This is a genomic window from Acidaminococcus sp. (genome assembly GCA_022482815.1).
In the GTDB taxonomy this organism is placed as follows: domain Bacteria; phylum Bacillota; class Negativicutes; order Acidaminococcales; family Acidaminococcaceae; genus Acidaminococcus.
Genome location: JAKVOM010000001.1, coordinates 945,318 through 961,747 on the forward strand (window position 1 = coordinate 945,318; position 16,430 = coordinate 961,747).

Sequence of the window (16,430 nt, forward strand, 5' to 3'; positions counted from 1 at the left end):
ATGATTACGTTACAGCAAGCTGTGGATGTGCTGCAGGCCCAGGTCGTTTCCGGAGAAAATCTGCTGAACCGGGAAGTCAAGACGGCGTGCGGCAGCGATATGATGAGTGATGTGCTGGCTTATGCCAAGGAAAAGGCTATTCTGTTGACCGGTCTGCTCAATATTCAGGTTGTCAGAACAGCTGACGTCAGCGACGTGGCCGCACTTGTCTTTGTCCGCGATAAACATCCGGAACAGGATGTGCTGCGTGCCGCCAAGGCGAAGAATATCCCCGTTCTTTATACCAAATGCACTATGTTTGAAGCCTGCGGCCGTCTGTACCAGTTGGGAATCCGCGGCTGTACGGCCAAAGACGCGGAGAAGCGCTGACGTGGAAAGAGAATATACAGTAGCTAAAGATGATTTTGAACGGGCAGGCGCAGCTTCTATTTCCCTGAAGGAGCTGCTGCAGAAACTGGGCCTTTCTCCGGAGCTGATCCGTCGGATTGCCATCGGGACTTACGAAGGGGAGATTAACTGCCTCATTCATGGGGGCGGTGGTACCGTGAAAGCCGAAATTGACGGAAAAGCGATCAAAATCATCATCAGCGACCACGGTCCCGGTATTCCCGATGTGGGAAAGGCGATGCAGGAAGGGTGGTCTACGGCCTCCGAAGAAATCCGTGCCAAAGGGTTCGGAGCCGGTATGGGACTGCCGAATATGAAAAAGGTATCTGATGACATGGTCATCAATACGACACCGGGCGAGGGTACGACTGTAACAATGACATTTAATTGTTGATAGAAAGTGCAGGTGAGGTCTGTGGAGAGTTCCTATCTGAATTCCGTTTATATCAACAAGGAGCGCTGTACCGGCTGTCTCCTGTGTGTCAAAAACTGTCTTGTCCAGGCTATCCGTGTTCGCCGCGGCAAGGCCGTAATCATTACGAATCGATGCATTGACTGCGGTGAGTGTGTCCGTCACTGTCCGACTCATGCCGTGGAAACTCTGGCGGAACCACTTTCGGAACTGGCCAACTATAAAGTTAATATCGCACTCGTAACACCGTCTTTTTACGCACAGTTCGGCAGTGATATTCCGGCTTCCGTGCTGTGGGCGGGCCTCAAAGAAATCGGCTTTGATTCGGCTTTTGACGTGCCTCTTGCCGGTGATTATATCAGCGAGGAGATGGAAAATTTCCTGAAGCACCATGAAGGACCGTTTCCGGTGATTTCTTCCGCTTGTCCTGCCGTACTGCGTCTGATTCAGACAAAGTATCCGGAGCTTCTGAAGCATGTGATTCCGGTGCTGGCACCGGCGGAAGCGGCGGCCATTTACGTCCGGAGGGAAACAAGCAAGCGCCTTCAGCTTGATCCTGACAAGGTTGGCATCTGGTTTTTGTCGCCTTGTCCGGCTAAAGGAACGAATATCCATCAATCCGTCGACGTGGCCCATACTGCTGTGACCGGTTCGTTTACACTGTCGTCTTTGTTTGCCCCGCTGACCAAGGCAGTCAAAAAACTGCGGGCCGAGCGTAATGAGTTTCCCTCGATACCCCTTGGAACTTCCTACGGGCTTAGCTGGGGGGTGAAGACGGGAGAAGTAGAGGCTATGGGTGAAAAGAACGCCCTGGCTGTGAGCGGTCCACAGGATGTAGATGAAGTGCTCCAGCAGGTTATGCTCGGAAACCTTTCAGATGTGAAATACATCTGCTGCTACATTTGTGCCGGCGGCTGTATTGGCGGGCCAAGTGTGGCTGTCAATAAGTTCGTCGCCCTGAAGAACCTGAATCGACGCATTGCACTGCGGCGCGGCCGCGAGCTCGAAGACCGGAGAGAAGCCATGAGGGCAGCCCGCATTTGTGAAGATTTTCCAAAATCAGCCGCTTATATAAAACCGCTTCAGCCGAAACCGGCGCCGCCGCTGGATGCCGACTTTGGAAAAGCATTGGAGAAAATGGAGACTCTCACAGCGCTGGAAAAAGAATTGCCTCAGCTTGACTGCGGGGCCTGCGGCGCACCGACGTGCCGCAGCTTTGCCGAGGATGTAGTGCGCGGCTACGCCCGGAAGGAAGACTGCATTATGAAAAAGAGGGAAGCTTGCACATGTTCTCCCTGATTTCTTCTATGTGAAGTTTGGGAAAATGTGATGGCCGTGTTTAAAAAAGTTTTTCTTTTTGCAGCGGCATTTCCCTTGCTAGTTGTCAGAAAAATTGTTATGATTGAGTATGCAGTTTTGAGGCAGTCGGGCGGCAGAAAAAATGCAATTTTCCTCTGTCGGACGGTGACGCGGATAAACGCAGGCACAAGTCATAGAATTATTCAAGGATTTTGTATAAAAAACTTGTTAATGATTGAGCTTTTATGTTAGAATTGTGCTATTGCTTTAAGAGAATAGGACTGTATGTTCTGTTGTCAGGGAGGTGCGTTATTTGACTACAGCTGAAAAGATTCAGGATTTACTCGCACGTTATGAAAAGATCGAGGCCGGTGGTGGTGCCAAGAGAGTTGCCAAGCAGCATGATTCCGGTAAAATGACCGCACGGGAACGCATCGATGCTTTTCTGGATAAAGGAAGTTTTGTAGAACTCGATAAATTTGTTGAGCATCGCTGCTCTAATTTTGGCCAGGAAAAGAAATATCTGGCCGGTGACGGCGTAGTCACAGGGTATGGTACGGTAAACGGCCGTACGGTATTTGTCTATGCCCAGGATTTTACCGTAGAAGGCGGCAGCCTTGGTGAAATGCATGCAAATAAGATTGCCAAGGTTCAGGCCATGGCACTCAAAGTAGGAGCTCCGATTGTTGGTATGTCCGATTCCGGTGGTGCCCGTATTCAGGAGGCTACGGATGCACTGGCCGGCTTTGGTAAGATGTTCATGCAGAACACCAAGGCATCCGGGGTTATTCCTCAGATTTCCGCTATTATGGGACCTTGTGCCGGCGGTGCGGTATACAGCCCGGCACTGACGGATTTCATCTACATGGTGAAAAAGAGCTCCAAGATGTTTATTACGGGGCCTGAGGTCGTAAAATCCGTTACGGGTGAAGACGTTGGTCAGGAAGACCTGGGCGGCACTTTTACTCACACCACGCGTTCCGGCGTTGCTGATTTCCCGGCGGAAAACGATGCGGACTGTTTGGAACAGATCCGTTATCTGTTGAGTTTCCTTCCGTCTAATAACCGTGAAAAACCGCCTGTGTATGAAACTGGCGACAGTGCTTACCGGACGGATGAAAGTCTGAATACGATTGTTCCGGACGGATCCCATCTCCCGTACGATATGTACAAAGTAATCCGCAGCATCGTTGATAACGGTGAGTATGTAGAACCGCATAGAATGTATGCCCGCAATATCATTACCTGCCTTGCCCGCATGGACGGCAGCACGGTAGGTATCATTGCTAACCAGCCGCGCATCATGGCCGGTTGCCTTGATATTAACGCGTCCGATAAAGCGGCCCGTTTCATTCGTTTCTGCGACGCCTTCAATATTCCGCTGATTAACATTGTTGATGTTCCGGGCTTCCTGCCGGGAACTGACCAGGAATACGGCGGCATTATCCGTCATGGTGCCAAGATGCTGTATGCATACTGCGAAGCCACGGTGCCGAAGATTACGCTGGTAACGCGTAAGGCTTACGGGGGTGCTTATCTGGCTATGTGTGCCCAGGATCTGGGTGCGGATCACGTCATTGCATGGCCGACAGCCGAAATCGCTGTCATGGGGCCTCAGGGCGCTGCCAAGATTATTTTCCGTCATGAAGACGACGTGGAAGCAAAGACCCAGGAATATATTCAGAACTTTGCTACTCCGTACTATGCTGCCAAGCACGGTATGGTTGAAATGGTTATCGAACCGAAGGTTACTCGCCCGACGCTGATTAAAGCTCTGCGTATGTTAAAATCAAAGCAGGAAGACCGACCAGAAAAGAAACATGGTAACATTCCTCTGTGATTTTGATATAATTCATTCATCAACAGGAAAGAGAGGTGACATTCATGACTGAAAACCCTTGGTTAATTGCACTAATCAACATGACGATTGTGTTCGGCGTGCTGATTGTCCTGGGTATTCTGATGAAGATTATTTATTGGATTGACCCGACAAAGAACAAGAAACCGCAGGCCAAAAAACCGGTTCCGGCTAAACCTGCTTCTGCAGCAGCTGCTGCAAGACAGGAAGAGGAAAAGGTGGCTGCTATCGCAGCTGTATTAGCACTCGTACAAGATGAGGACGATGCAATGGCCGCGGCCCTGGCAGCTGCAATTGCCGAGCATAAGAAAAAGATGGAGCCGATGGCTCTGCCTCATCACTTTTTCTGATAAACAGAGGAGGGCTGTTTATCAGGGGAAAAGTATGTGAATGCCGCTTGAGCGGATAAAACAATAAACATCAAGCAAGTAAGGAAAATTAGGAGGTTATTGTAATGAGAAAATTTAATGTAAACGTTAATGGTACTGTTTACCAAGTAGAAGTTGAAGAAGTTGGCGGCGCCGTTTCCGCTGCTCCTGTTGCTCCGGCTGCTCCTGCTGCCGCTGCTGCCCCTGCTGCTGCTCCTGTAGCTGCTGCTCCTGCCGCTGCTCCTGCTGCTGCTCCTGCACAGGCTGCTCCTGCTGCTGCTCCTGCTCCTAAGAAGGAAGCTGCTGCTGCACCTGCCGGCTCTGTAACTGTAGAAGCTCCTATGCCTGGTAAGGTTCTGTCCGTTAACGTTAAACCCGGCGACAAAGTTGAAGCCGGTGATGTCCTGCTGATTCTGGAAGCTATGAAGATGCAGAACGAAATCATGGCTCCGGAAGACGGTACTGTTTCTGACGTCCGTGTAAGCGCTGGCGATACCGTTGCTACCGGTGACGTGATGGTTGTTCTCTAATCTCACGCCACCTGCTTAATAAGGAGGACGTAAGAATATGGATGCTTTTCTTGTAGCTCTGCAGTCTATTATCACAGACAGCGGATTTACAGCTTTTACGATGGGCAATGCCATCATGATGCTGGTAGGCTGCATCCTGCTCTACCTTGCCATTGTAAAAGGGTTTGAACCGCTGCTTCTGACCCCGATTGCCTTCGGGTGCCTGCTGGCTAATATTCCTAAAACCGGGTTCGAAACCGATCCTGGTGTTATGAAGCTGATCCTGGCTGGTATCAAATACGAAGTCTTCCCTCCGCTCATTTTCATGGGCGTAGGTGCTATGACTGACTTTGGCCCACTGATTGCTAACCCGAAGACGCTGCTCCTTGGTGCTGCTGCTCAGGCCGGCGTGTTCGTAGCGCTGCTGGGTGCCATGCTGCTGGGCTTCAATGTCCGCGAAGCTGCTGCTATCGGTATCATTGGCGGTGCTGATGGCCCGACTTCCATTTATCTGGCCACTAAGATGGCTCCTCATCTGTTAGGTGCAATCGCTGTTGCCGCTTATTCCTACATGTCTTTGGTCCCTCTGATTCAGCCGCCTATTATGAAGCTGTTTACTTCCAAAGAAGACCGTAAGATTAAGATGGCTCAGCTGCGTACGGTTTCCCACTTTGAAAAAGTGGTATTCCCGATTGTCTGCACCATTTTCATTTCCCTGCTTCTGCCTTCCGTATGCTCTCTGATCGGTATGCTGATGCTGGGTAACCTCTTCACCGAAGCTGGCTGCCTCGGACGTTTGTCCGATACGGCTCAGAACGCTTTGATGAACACCGTTACTATCATGCTGGCAACTGGTACAGGTCTTACCATGAAGGCTGAAAGCTTCCTGACTTATCAAACCATCCTGATTATCTTCCTGGGTCTGGTTGCCTTTGCCGGTGGTACCGCCGCTGGTGTTATCTTTGGTAAACTTATGTGCATCCTTGACCACGGCAAGACGAATCCGCTGATTGGCAGCGCCGGCGTATCTGCCGTTCCTATGGCTGCCCGCGTATCTCAGGTTGTAGGTCAGAAAGCCAACCCAAGTAATTTCCTGTTGATGCATGCTATGGGCCCGAACGTGGCTGGCGTTATCGGTACGGCTGTTGCCGCCGGTACGATGTTGGCTATGATTGGACCTGCAAAATAAGGTCGGTCTTGAACAACGTCCTTCCCAAATGGGAAGGACGTTGTTTTTTATATTAATTAAGGGGCTGTCGCAAGTGACCGATTTTTAATCCCTGAAATAACTTGCTAAAGGCCCCAATTTGCCTTATTTTTTAGTTGAATATGTTTTGAGATGAAAAAAGGGCGCACGAAATTAAGCAACCCTAAGTTGCTTTTTTCGAGCGCTCTTTTTGTATCTTTTAGGCCTCTTTTTTCAGCGGATACAAGTGCAAATCCTCTTTGCCGTCTTGAACTTTGTGATGAACCTTCAAGACATTCCGTGCCATGGCACATATTCCCACTGTTACCAGGGCATTTCCTTTGCCTCGGGTTTCTAGTCTTCTGACATTTAATGAATCCTTGAGATCCGCAAAGGCTCCTTCTGCCTGTATACTGCGGTTCATCCTCAGTTCCTTACCATATTCGGAAGTAATGTTCTTCAGGGATTCTGCCCTCAATGCAGCAAAATTCTTCGAGACCACTAATTTCTTGTTTCTTTTCTCCATGGGTGTCCTGCAATTGTTCCCATGGATGCACTGTTCCTTGTAGGGACAACCGCTGCAGTCCTTACATTCGTAATATGTTTTCTCTGACACATATCCCGACCGGTTCTTTACCTGGGTTACTTTGCTGACTTTCAGCAGTCTCCTGCCTTTACAGATATACATGTCTTGATCAGGCAAATATGTCATGTTTTCTGCTTTGCCGATGTCGTTCTTATACTTTTTCCTCTTGCTTCTTTCATAATTGTTAGGCTTGATATATGAAGTATACTGATTCTTCTTCAGCCAGACCAAGTTCTCTTCGCTTTCATAGCCTGCATCGGCTACAATGTTTGCAAATTTCTGACCGAAGTGGGCTTCAAATCCTTCAAGAAAAGGAATGAGTGTCCGCATGTCTGTTGGATGTGCACTTACATCTGCAAACAAGGTAAAACCGGAATTGTTTGCATATTGGACATTGTATCCCGGCTTTAAGGCGCCATTAAGCATGGCGTCTTCTTTCATCCTCATAAAGGTAGCATCCGGGTCTGTTTTGGCAAAGCTGTTCCGTTCCCCACAGATATGAAGCTGCTTCGTATACACCTTAAGCCGTTTGAGATAGTTAGCTAAAATCTCATAGTACTTCTGTAGGATGGTCTTTCTTTTCCCACATCCGTGAACAAACTCGATTCCCTCAGCCCGCTTTATGACAAGCAGTTTTTTTAGGAGCTTCTTTAAATGACGGATGTGGAAAGTGTTTCCGTAACAGACCTTGATTCCGAAACGTTCCTCGATTTCGGGAACCAGTTGCTCCAGTTTCTCTATGAGTTTGTTCTGGCTGCCTAAGACTCTGTTTTTCCAAACAAATTTGTATTTGTTTGCCACAGATTCAATTTTTGTCCCATCGATGAACAGGCTATCCAGCGTGATGAACCCGCGAGCCAGCAGCCATTTATCCATCTGAATCATGAGCTCCTTGATACATGGTTTTAGATGGAGGGAACAAAATCTTGCAATGGTTGCATTATCCGGAGCTTTTTTCCCATCTAAGAGGAACATGAAATGAGTGTCTCTTTTACAGGATTGCTCTATCTTACGCGAACCACGAATTCCTTCCATACATGCATAAATGACGATTTCCAGCAGCTGAATTGGTGACGTTAATTTATTTTCGACATGAGAATACGTGTCATACAATGCCTTTACATCCATCCCTTCTACCATGGCACGCACCAAGCGAACAGGATCGTCATTAGGGATTTGTACTTCAAAATTTAGAGGAAGAAAAAGTTGATAAGAACTGCCAATTTTTGTATAATCCTTTTGTGTAGGTTTCTTTTTTGGCATATTTAAATTCTACACCAAGGCGCGGTCTCATTCAATGAGGCCGCGCCTTGCTTTTACCTTGTTTTTGATACAAAAGGGGCCGTCGCAAAATGCGACAGTCCCATTCCTCTGCCACCTCCTTCCACGAAGTCGGAAGGAGGAGAATCGCGCAGCGATGGAGGATAGTTTTTAGGTTTTATATCATATTTCACTTGAATCAAAAGCTTTAACACACTGTCGCAGACGAGGCTATATGCCATAGGCCAAAAGCGCTTTTTATTTTTTCACAGCTTCTTACCCATAAACAGACGGAGGGGGTTGGAAAGATACTGCCGCCGTGGGACGCCAGCCGCAGACAGGATTGGAGAAAGTAAACCAATAAACCGGTTTGCAGTGAACTAAAAGGCTGACTGCTGCCTGTATTCTCTTTTCAGAATCAGCTAAGGCAGATGTTTGCAGGATTGTACTAACCACCACACGCTAACCACTTTTTGTTCAGAGAGGGCAGGCTAATGATTATATGCACTTTTTTATGTTTTTGCTGTCTCTCTCTTCCAATTTCGTGTCAAACTGATTTCCAGTATGAAAACTGTGCAAAGTTTGTTATAATAAAATGATGTCTCTAAGAGAGTGTATTTTTTCTGCCTGAAGTAACCCATTTTTGTTCGGGCAATGTACAATGAGGAGCAGTTCATGGAAAAAGAAATCAAAGAAATGTCAACAGTCAGCCCGGCACGCCGGCCGTTCCAATACGTGGCACTGGCACTTATTGTGCTGGATTTTGTTTATGAAGGTTATCGTACTTTCGGACTTTACGAGTTCAGCCTTTTGGGCTGGGGATATGCTGTTCTTTTTCTGGCCCTCTGGCTGTGGCGCTGTGCGTTCCAATATTCCTATGCGCTGACGGATCGGTCTTTTACTGTCATTATGTTCGGTCTTGGTATCGAACGACGGATGACTATTCCCTTTGCGGATATGGAAAGCTTCAGTAATCACTACAAGAAGCGGTTCTTCCGTAAAACAAAGGTCAGTATGTATACTTACCGCTATTCGTCGCTGGATGGGAATCCGGTCAGAATTCTGGTGTACCGTCACGGAACAAAGCTGCGCGGATTGCTCTTTAAATGCAGTGACACTATGATCGATGAACTGCGCCGGCGCTATCCGGATCGCTTTATCGATCTCACAAGTTGATTAAGAGGTGGATTGTGACGTATTTTGTAGGTAAAGTGGTTTCGCGGAATGGGCAGCGTGCGACGGTATCTGTCGAACGCAAGAAAACTGATGGTACCAACGTGCCGCGTTTTCTTGACTGCTGGAACGTCTGTGAAGCAAAACCGGGAGCCCGCGTCCGTGTAGAACGGCAGACGCTTGACGAAAGTAAGGGAAAGTGGATCGTGCGTGGAATTCCGATTCTCTGTATTCTGGCCGGAGCGGCCTTTGGCAAAGCGGTTTCCCATTATTTGCCGCTGAATCCATGGATAACCATCGCTTTGAGTACACTTATCTGGCTGCTCATTGGCTGGAACTATGCCCATACTTTTGCCCGTGATGTTTCACACCGCGGTGAGCAGTGGTCTATTACGGGTTATTACAGTGAAGGGGAGATTCCCGACGAGGAGAAAGCGGGAAAAGACGGGGTGAAGTAACATGTTTGGTTCCAAAAATAACTTTTGGTTTTTTCTGTTTCTTGCGGCGGGAGCGATTATCGGCGGTCTTTTGGGAGACGCGCTGCAGGCTTCCCAATTTTTCGGTGAGGGAACAGAATTTCTGGTTCATAAATACCAGGTACTTTCCATTCCGCCCGTAACGATTGATTTATATATTGCCCAATTGAGTGTAGGTTTTAGTTTTTCACCGAATCTGGTATCCATTATTGGGATGGTTCTTGCCATGATTCTGTTTAAGCATCTCTAAGGAGGAAGTCATGAATGTAATTTTGGCGTCGGCCTCCCCGCGGCGCCGGGCTTTGCTTCGGCAAGTCGGAATCAATCCGATTGTAAAAATAAGTCATGTCAAGGAATTTTCCTCGGCGGAGTCTCCGGAGGCTTTGGTCAGGGAGAACGCGCTGCTGAAAGGCCGGGCTGTAAGCCTTACCACAAATAAGCAGGATTTGGTCATCGCGGCGGATACAGTTGTCGCGCTGGATGGGAAAATCCTTGGTAAACCGCATTCTCCCGAAGAAGCGGCGGCCATGCTTGAGCTTTTGAGCGGCCGAACCCATCAGGTTCACACGGGACTTGCCGTTTTTTATCAGGGACAGGAAAAATGTCTGGTCGAAACGACGGATGTCACTTTTGCACCGTTGTCTCCGAAGCAGATCAAGTATTACGTCGCTTCCGGAGAACCGGCCGATAAGGCAGGGGCTTATGGCATTCAGGGTATTGCCGCCCTTTTTATTCCGGCAATCAGAGGATCCTACAGTAATGTAGTAGGGCTTCCGTTAGCAACACTATTCGCAGCATGTAACGCACTAGGAGTGAATTTTTATGACGCAGTACAAAATCAAAGATTTAGCACCGGAGGAACGCCCCCGGGAGCGTCTGATGACGCAGGGGCCTGAGTCTCTGAGTCTTTCTGAACTATTGGCTATTTTAATCGGTTCCGGTACGCGGGGCCGCTCGGCACTCAGCATCGCCCGGGAACTGACGAACGGGAGCCTTGATGAACAGCAGCTGGCACGTGTCCGGGACATTCACGAGCTTACCGGCATAAGCGGACTTGGTCCGGCACGGGCTGCCGTAATTGTAGCGGCCCTCGAAGTAGGACGCCGTCTTTCAGGTGCTCAGAAGCAGCGGGGTACGGTCGTCCGTAGTCCGCAGGACGCAGCTCAGTTCATTATGGACCGGCTTCGTTATGAAATGCAGGAACACTTTTTGACGATGCTTCTCAGCAGTAAAGGCAAAGTCATGGCCGTCAAGGAAATTTCGCGGGGGTCGCTCAATGCAACCGTAGCTCACCCGCGGGAAGTGTTTGCTCCGGCCCTTGTTCATCACGCCGCTGCGATTTTAGTGATTCATAATCATCCGTCAGGTGATCCGACGCCCAGCAGGGAAGATGAAAAACTGACCCGTAAATTGGAAGCGACCGGGAGAGTCATGGATATTCCGCTTCTGGATCACGTAGTTATTGGTGACGGGATTTACTATAGTTTTAAGGAACATGGATTGTTATAGAGAAAGAGGGATGCAGGTTGTTAGGGTTATTCAACTCTTTTTCCGTGGATATGGGTATCGACCTGGGAACGGCCAATACCTTGATTTGCTCAAAAACTGCAGGAATCATCCTGCGTGAGCCATCCGTTGTGGCTGTGCACAAGAAAACAGGGAAAGTTATCGCCGTGGGAAGCAACGCCTATCGGATGATCGGAAGGACACCGGAATACCTGACAACGGTTCATCCTTTGAAGGACGGAGTCATTGCCGATTTTGATATGGCCCGCATCATGCTTCATGCTTTTTTGAAAAAAGCACTGCGGGGACGCTCGTTTGTGCATCCCCGGTTTGTCATCAGTATTCCCTGCGGCGTGACTGCCGTCGAACGCAGGGCGGTCATTGACACGGCCATTCAGGCCGGCGGCAGGGAAGCTTTTCTTATTGAAGCACCGCTGGCAGCCGCCATGGGGGCCGGTATGTTCATTCGTGAAGCGGCCGGCAATATGGTTGTCGATATCGGCGGCGGCACGACCGAGGCTGCTGTGATTTCCCTGGGCTCCATTGTTCAGTCCAGGACACTGCGCATCGGGGGCAATCGTCTTGATGAAGCACTTGTGCGATATATCAAGAGAAAGTATAATCTCCTTATCAGTCTGCCCATGGCAGAAATGATGAAAGTAGAAATCGGGACCATTCTGGAAACTACACGGCCGGCTTCTATGGAAGTCAGCGGCCGGGATCTCGTTTCCGGACTGCCCAAAACGCTGACCATCAATCAAAACCAGGTGATTCCGGCACTGGCCGATACAGTCCGGGAAATCGTGGATGCTGTGAAAACAACAATCGAGCAAACACCTCCGGAACTGGCTTCGGATATCATGGATCGGGGAATTGTTCTTACCGGCGGGACAGCACTTTTGCGTAATTTGGACCGCGTGCTTTCCCGGGAAACAGGTATGCCGGTTGCGGTGGCTGAAGACGCGCTTTCCTGTGTCGCTCTCGGTACGGGAAAAGCAGCAAAGAATTTGAATTATGTACGGCGGACGGCGGGTGTGCCGGCCCATAAAAAATAAGGAAGTCTGGAAGTATGATGCAGGATAAGAAAATCAAATTGGCTTTGCTCGTCGGAGGAGTACTGCTTGTTTGTGGAATTATTTGGGATGCAGTGTCCCATTTTCCCGCGACAAACAGTGTCTTGTCCACGATAGCGCGGCCAATCTATTTTGTCGTAGGAGGCGTGGCGAAAGGAGTTCGTAGTACGTCTGATTTCTTTACGACAAGATCTGCTTTAGAAAAAGAGAATAAGGCGCTGAAATCCGAAAATGAAGACTTGCGCCAGACCAATGTGGAACTCATTGCCATGAAGGCAGAAAATGAGCGTTTGGCCAAACTGCTCAAATTTACCCAGCTTCATCCGAAGTACGAAACGCTGCCGGTCAAGGTTATCAGCCGGGACCTTGGCGATTTTAAAGATGTCATTCTCATTGATAAAGGGAGTGTAGAAGGTCTGCGTGTCAACATGCCGGTCGTCAATGCATCAGGTTTGATCGGGATTATTGATAATGTCTATCCCCATATGTCCAAAGTGCTTCTTATCACAAGTTCGCGCAGTAGTATCGGCGGGCTCAATCTGCGCGGTGATTCCCGTGCACCCGGTATTGTTAACGGTGTAGGAGGCCCCGATCTTTCCCTGGAAATGAAGAATCTTGCGCGCAATGCCGATATTCTGCCCGGTGATACGATTGTAACAAGCGGCTACAGCGGGTACCATCCCGAAGGGCTGGTCATCGGTACCGTGGAAGAAGTCCAGATGGATGCCGGCGGACTTACCAAACGGGCCATGATTTCTCCTGCCGTGGATTACAGTCACCTGGAGGAGGCTCTTGTTATTACTAACTATGCAGGATTTGCCGATTTCCTGAAACAGGAAGGGAAGGATCCGGAGTATAAATCTTCCCGAGGGGGCAAAAAGTGATGAATGTACTAGCCTTTTTGCTCTTGAATCTTGTTCTTTTTTCGATTCAAAATCATTGGTTTATGGCTTTTACGACATGGCAGTCTCCTGATTTGCTGCTGCTCATGTTGATTTTGTATGCCCTGAAGAACGGGGGCAAGAAGGGTGCTCTCTACGGATTGGGCATCGGGACCTTTTTGGATGTAGTCACGTTCAGTTATTTTGGCTACCATATCGTGACCCGTACTTTTTTGGGAGCGGTCATCGGCAAGAACAGGATGAATATTTTTGCCGACCGGCTGCCTACGTATTTGATTCTTACAGCCATGACGACACTGCTGCTGCAGGTCTCCCATGGGCTGTTTCTGTGTGTGGCAACTCGGCGCTGGCTGCCCTTTTTTCCTTTTGTGGGCATGACACTTCGCAGTATCGGATGGAATCTTGTGTGTGCTCCTCTGGTCTGGGTGCTGTATCATAAACTGCAAAAGCGTCTGCAGCGCCGGGATACGTATTATTATCATTTCTAGGAAGGATTTAACGTGCTGAATAAAAAATATGCTTATCGGCTGGAGTTCATGCTGGTGGCTTCGGCGCTTATTATTTTCCTCCTGATTGGCCGTATGTTCTACCTGCAGATTATTCGCGGCAGCTACTACAGCAGGCAGGCCGAAGGAAACCGGACGCGGTATACGCGGATTGCGGCGCCCCGTGGGATTATCTATGACTGTAATGGTGAGGAACTGGCAAATAATAAGCCGGGATTCATGGTTTCCCTGGCCCACCGCAATGACGGGTACAAAGAGGAGACGCTGGATCGCCTGTCCACGCTGATTCATATGCCGGTTTCCAAAATTAAAGAAACGATAGAACTGCATGGCGGCAGTGCCGAACCGATTCGTTTGGTACGCAATGCGTCGCCTGATGTCGTAGCTCAGGTGGAGGAGAATCTGCGGTATTTGCCGGACGTCATGCTGGAAGTGCAGCCGGTCCGGAACTACCCGAATAAAGATCTGGCTGTCCATGCCCTGGGCTATGTAGGCGAAGTGAGTGAATACGAAATCAGCCAGGGCGTGTACAGTGACTTGAAGGTTGGCGATACGATCGGTAAATTTGGCCTTGAAAGTTACTACGACTCCTATTTGCGCGGGACAGACGGCAGTTATCGCGAAGAAGTCGACGTCAATGGCCGCGTTATACAAATTATGGACAGGGTGGAACCTAAGCCCGGACAAGGCCTGGTACTTACAATTGATGCCAAACTGCAGCGCATCACCGAACAGGCTGTGGACCGCCAGTTAAAAGCAATTGGTGCCAGAGGCTGCGCGGTTGTTGTCCTTGACCCGAATAATGGTGAAGTCAAGGCGCTTGTCTCCCGCCCGGGATTTGATCCTAACTGGTTCGTCAACGGTATCAGTGAGAAAAACTGGAAATATTTGACGACAGATCCGTTCCATCCCATGATAGATAAGGCAATTACCGGTGAATATCCGCCCGGTTCTACCTTTAAGATTGTTACCGGCTCGGCGGCGCTCGAAGAGAAGAAAGTGACGCCGGATGAACTCATTTATGACTCCGGCCGGCACTGGCTCGTTGATATGAGAAACGCCGGAGGTGAGGCACTTGGCTGGATCAATTTCAAACGAGCGCTGTCTGCTTCGGATAACGTATACTTCTACGAAATGGGTAACCGTCTCGGCATCAAGGCTCTCGATAAGTATGCTGAGGAGTTCGGTTTCGGTGCAAAGACCGGTATTGATTTGAACGGCGAGGCATCGGGACTTATCGCTACGCCGGCCTATAAGAAAAAGGTATTCGGTGAAGAGTGGTACCTCGGTGATACCTTTAACACGGCTATCGGTCAGGGCTTTACCCTTGCAACTCCGATGCAGGTAGCTGAGATGCTGGCTGCTGTGGCTACGGACGGCAAGCGGTATAAACCGCACCTGGTGAGCAAAATCATTAACGACGACGGCAGTGTAGCCAAGCGCTTTGATCCACAGGAAGAGGGATCCCTGCCTGTGTCTGAGGAAACATTGAATCTGGTTCAGGAAAGCCTGCAGGCTGTAACAGAAGAAGGCGGTACGGCTTCTTCCCTGAAGAACCTGCCTGTCGAGGTGGCCGGCAAAACCGGTACGGCAGAAAACCCGCATGGACTGGAACATGGCTGGTTTATTGCCTATGCCCCGGCCAAAAAAGCACAGCTTGTGGTTGTCTGCATCGTTGAACAGGGCAGTTACGGCTCCATTTCTGCCGCGCCTATTGTTAAATCTATCCTGGAATATGCCTTTACGACTCCGGGTGTGAAGAGAGCTAATACCGCTTCGGGTACGAAGAGAAAGAGTTAAGGAGTTTTATGCTGAGAAGTGCTAAAAAATATTTGCAAAATATGGACAAGGTGCTTTTGGGCAGCGTCCTGGCTTTGATTTTTATCGGGATTCTGCTGATTGCCAGTGCCACGCACGCCAATATTCCGGGGCCCCGGCGCTACAGCTATGTACTCCGCCAGGCAGCTTTTGTCGCTATCAATCTGGTTCTGGGAGCTTATCTGCAGCGGTTTGACTACCGCGTCTTGAAGCATCTGGCCAAGCCGCTATACATTTTTAATCTGGTCATGCTGCTGGCTGTTATGTTCTTCGGTAAGTCTGCCCTGGGTGCACAGCGCTGGCTGCAGATTGGTCCTATCAGCCTGCAGCCCAGCGAATTTTCCAAGGCGATTATGATCATATCGCTTTCCGCTTTTGTGGATCAGAGACTGCCAAAACTCGGCACTTTTAAAAGCTGGCTGCCTGTTTTCGGGTTTGTCTTTGCACCATTTTTTCTCGTAATGCGGCAGCCGGATTTAGGGACATCCCTGGTCTTTTTGGCGATTCTTCTGGGTACCATGGTCATGTGTGGATTCCGGATTCGTTATTTCCTGGCGATGGGCGGTCTGGGACTTGCATCGGCACCTCTTGTCTGGCGCCTGCTTCATGAATACCAACGGAACCGGATTCGCGTGTTCCTGAATCCTGGTCTGGAACCGTATGGCAGCGGCTATCACGTCATCCAGTCCATGATTGCCATTGGCTCGGGGCTCTTTTTCGGCCGCGGACTGTTTGGCGGGACGCAGAGCCAGCTGAACTTCCTTCCGGAAAACCATACGGACTTTATCTTTGCCGTGGCCGGTGAAGAATTCGGCTTCGTCGGAGTCACGATTATCCTGATTCTCTATTTTATTGTGATTTACCGCGGCATCTCTATTGCGATGCATGCTGCGGATGATTTTGGAACATTGCTCGCCGTAGGTGTCGTTTCCATGTTGTCTTTCCATATTCTGGTCAATGTCGGTATGACGAGCGGCGTAATGCCTGTTACCGGCGTGCCGCTGCCTTTTATGAGCTACGGGGTCAGCTCGCTGACGACAAATATGCTTATGATTGCACTGCTGCTGAACATTCATGCTCATCCGCAGAAATTACGTTTTATATAAGGAGA

The 16,430-nt window shown here is 49.4% G+C and carries 18 protein-coding genes; 17 read left to right on the plus strand and 1 reads right to left on the minus strand.

The features are described 5' to 3' along the window. The 7 genes from LKE33_04160 (at position 1) to LKE33_04190 (ending at position 6,022) form a co-directional block, all read left to right on the plus strand. The gene (locus tag LKE33_04160; protein ID MCH3950120.1) at positions 1 to 369 is read left to right on the plus strand and encodes a DRTGG domain-containing protein; all 369 of its coding nucleotides are present in this window, start codon (positions 1 to 3) and stop codon (positions 367 to 369) included. A 1-nt stretch (position 370) separates the two neighbouring features. Further along, positions 371 to 781 (plus strand): ATP-binding protein, encoded by a 411-nt coding sequence (locus tag LKE33_04165; protein MCH3950121.1) that lies wholly within the window; start codon positions 371 to 373, stop codon positions 779 to 781. A 21-nt stretch (positions 782 to 802) separates the two neighbouring features. Next, positions 803 to 2,098, plus strand: a complete 1,296-nt coding sequence (locus LKE33_04170) for a 4Fe-4S binding protein (GenBank protein ID MCH3950122.1) — start codon at positions 803 to 805, stop codon at positions 2,096 to 2,098. Positions 2,099 to 2,402: 304 nt separating this feature from the next. After that, positions 2,403 to 3,938 (plus strand): methylmalonyl-CoA carboxyltransferase, encoded by a 1,536-nt coding sequence (locus tag LKE33_04175; protein MCH3950123.1) that lies wholly within the window; start codon positions 2,403 to 2,405, stop codon positions 3,936 to 3,938. A 44-nt stretch (positions 3,939 to 3,982) separates the two neighbouring features. Beyond that, the gene (locus LKE33_04180) at positions 3,983 to 4,306 is read left to right on the plus strand and encodes an OadG family protein (GenBank protein ID MCH3950124.1); all 324 of its coding nucleotides are present in this window, start codon (positions 3,983 to 3,985) and stop codon (positions 4,304 to 4,306) included. 104 nt (positions 4,307 to 4,410) lie between these two features. Further along, positions 4,411 to 4,854: a biotin/lipoyl-binding protein gene (locus tag LKE33_04185; protein MCH3950125.1), complete on the plus strand. Its 444-nt coding sequence runs from the start codon at positions 4,411 to 4,413 to the stop codon at positions 4,852 to 4,854. A gap of 37 nt (positions 4,855 to 4,891) precedes the next feature. Then, a complete protein-coding gene (locus LKE33_04190; GenBank protein ID MCH3950126.1) occupies positions 4,892 to 6,022 on the plus strand; it encodes a sodium ion-translocating decarboxylase subunit beta in 1,131 nt (376 codons plus the stop codon). 217 nt (positions 6,023 to 6,239) lie between these two features. Here LKE33_04190 and LKE33_04195 read toward each other — a convergent pair whose 3' ends face one another. After that, positions 6,240 to 7,868: an IS1182 family transposase gene (locus LKE33_04195; protein ID MCH3950127.1), complete on the minus strand. Its 1,629-nt coding sequence runs from the start codon at positions 7,866 to 7,868 to the stop codon at positions 6,240 to 6,242. A gap of 672 nt (positions 7,869 to 8,540) precedes the next feature. Here LKE33_04195 and LKE33_04200 point away from each other — a divergent pair. The 10 genes from LKE33_04200 to rodA are packed head-to-tail and all read left to right on the plus strand — an operon-like array spanning position 8,541 to position 16,425. Then, the gene (locus LKE33_04200) at positions 8,541 to 9,041 is read left to right on the plus strand and encodes a hypothetical protein (GenBank protein ID MCH3950128.1); all 501 of its coding nucleotides are present in this window, start codon (positions 8,541 to 8,543) and stop codon (positions 9,039 to 9,041) included. A 14-nt stretch (positions 9,042 to 9,055) separates the two neighbouring features. After that, positions 9,056 to 9,496 carry a SoxR reducing system RseC family protein gene (locus LKE33_04205; protein MCH3950129.1) on the plus strand — a complete coding sequence of 147 codons (441 nt, stop codon included), beginning with the start codon at positions 9,056 to 9,058 and terminating at the stop codon, positions 9,494 to 9,496. A 1-nt stretch (position 9,497) separates the two neighbouring features. Further along, complete coding sequence (locus LKE33_04210; protein ID MCH3950130.1) at positions 9,498 to 9,764, plus strand: DUF4321 domain-containing protein; 267 nt, start codon at positions 9,498 to 9,500, stop codon at positions 9,762 to 9,764. Between the two features lie 10 nt (positions 9,765 to 9,774). Then, positions 9,775 to 10,410, plus strand: coding sequence for a Maf family protein (locus tag LKE33_04215; GenBank protein ID MCH3950131.1), 636 nt, complete (start codon positions 9,775 to 9,777; stop codon positions 10,408 to 10,410). After that, a complete protein-coding gene (radC, locus tag LKE33_04220; protein ID MCH3950132.1) occupies positions 10,337 to 11,023 on the plus strand; it encodes a DNA repair protein RadC in 687 nt (228 codons plus the stop codon). Before LKE33_04215 ends, radC begins: the two co-directional genes overlap by 74 nt. Before the next feature lie 50 nt (positions 11,024 to 11,073). After that, on the plus strand, positions 11,074 to 12,075 hold the full coding sequence (locus tag LKE33_04225) for a rod shape-determining protein (GenBank protein ID MCH3950133.1): 1,002 nt from the start codon (positions 11,074 to 11,076) through the stop codon (positions 12,073 to 12,075). 14 nt (positions 12,076 to 12,089) lie between these two features. Further along, the gene (mreC, locus tag LKE33_04230; protein MCH3950134.1) at positions 12,090 to 12,977 is read left to right on the plus strand and encodes a rod shape-determining protein MreC; all 888 of its coding nucleotides are present in this window, start codon (positions 12,090 to 12,092) and stop codon (positions 12,975 to 12,977) included. Beyond that, a complete protein-coding gene (gene mreD / locus LKE33_04235; GenBank protein ID MCH3950135.1) occupies positions 12,977 to 13,483 on the plus strand; it encodes a rod shape-determining protein MreD in 507 nt (168 codons plus the stop codon). The genes mreC and mreD overlap by 1 nt, the downstream gene beginning before the upstream one ends. A gap of 12 nt (positions 13,484 to 13,495) precedes the next feature. Continuing rightward, entirely contained in the window at positions 13,496 to 15,301 is a 1,806-nt protein-coding gene (gene mrdA / locus LKE33_04240; GenBank protein ID MCH3950136.1) for a penicillin-binding protein 2, read from the plus strand. Between the two features lie 8 nt (positions 15,302 to 15,309). After that, entirely contained in the window at positions 15,310 to 16,425 is a 1,116-nt protein-coding gene (rodA, locus tag LKE33_04245; GenBank protein MCH3950137.1) for a rod shape-determining protein RodA, read from the plus strand. Positions 16,426 to 16,430 lie beyond the last annotated feature (5 nt).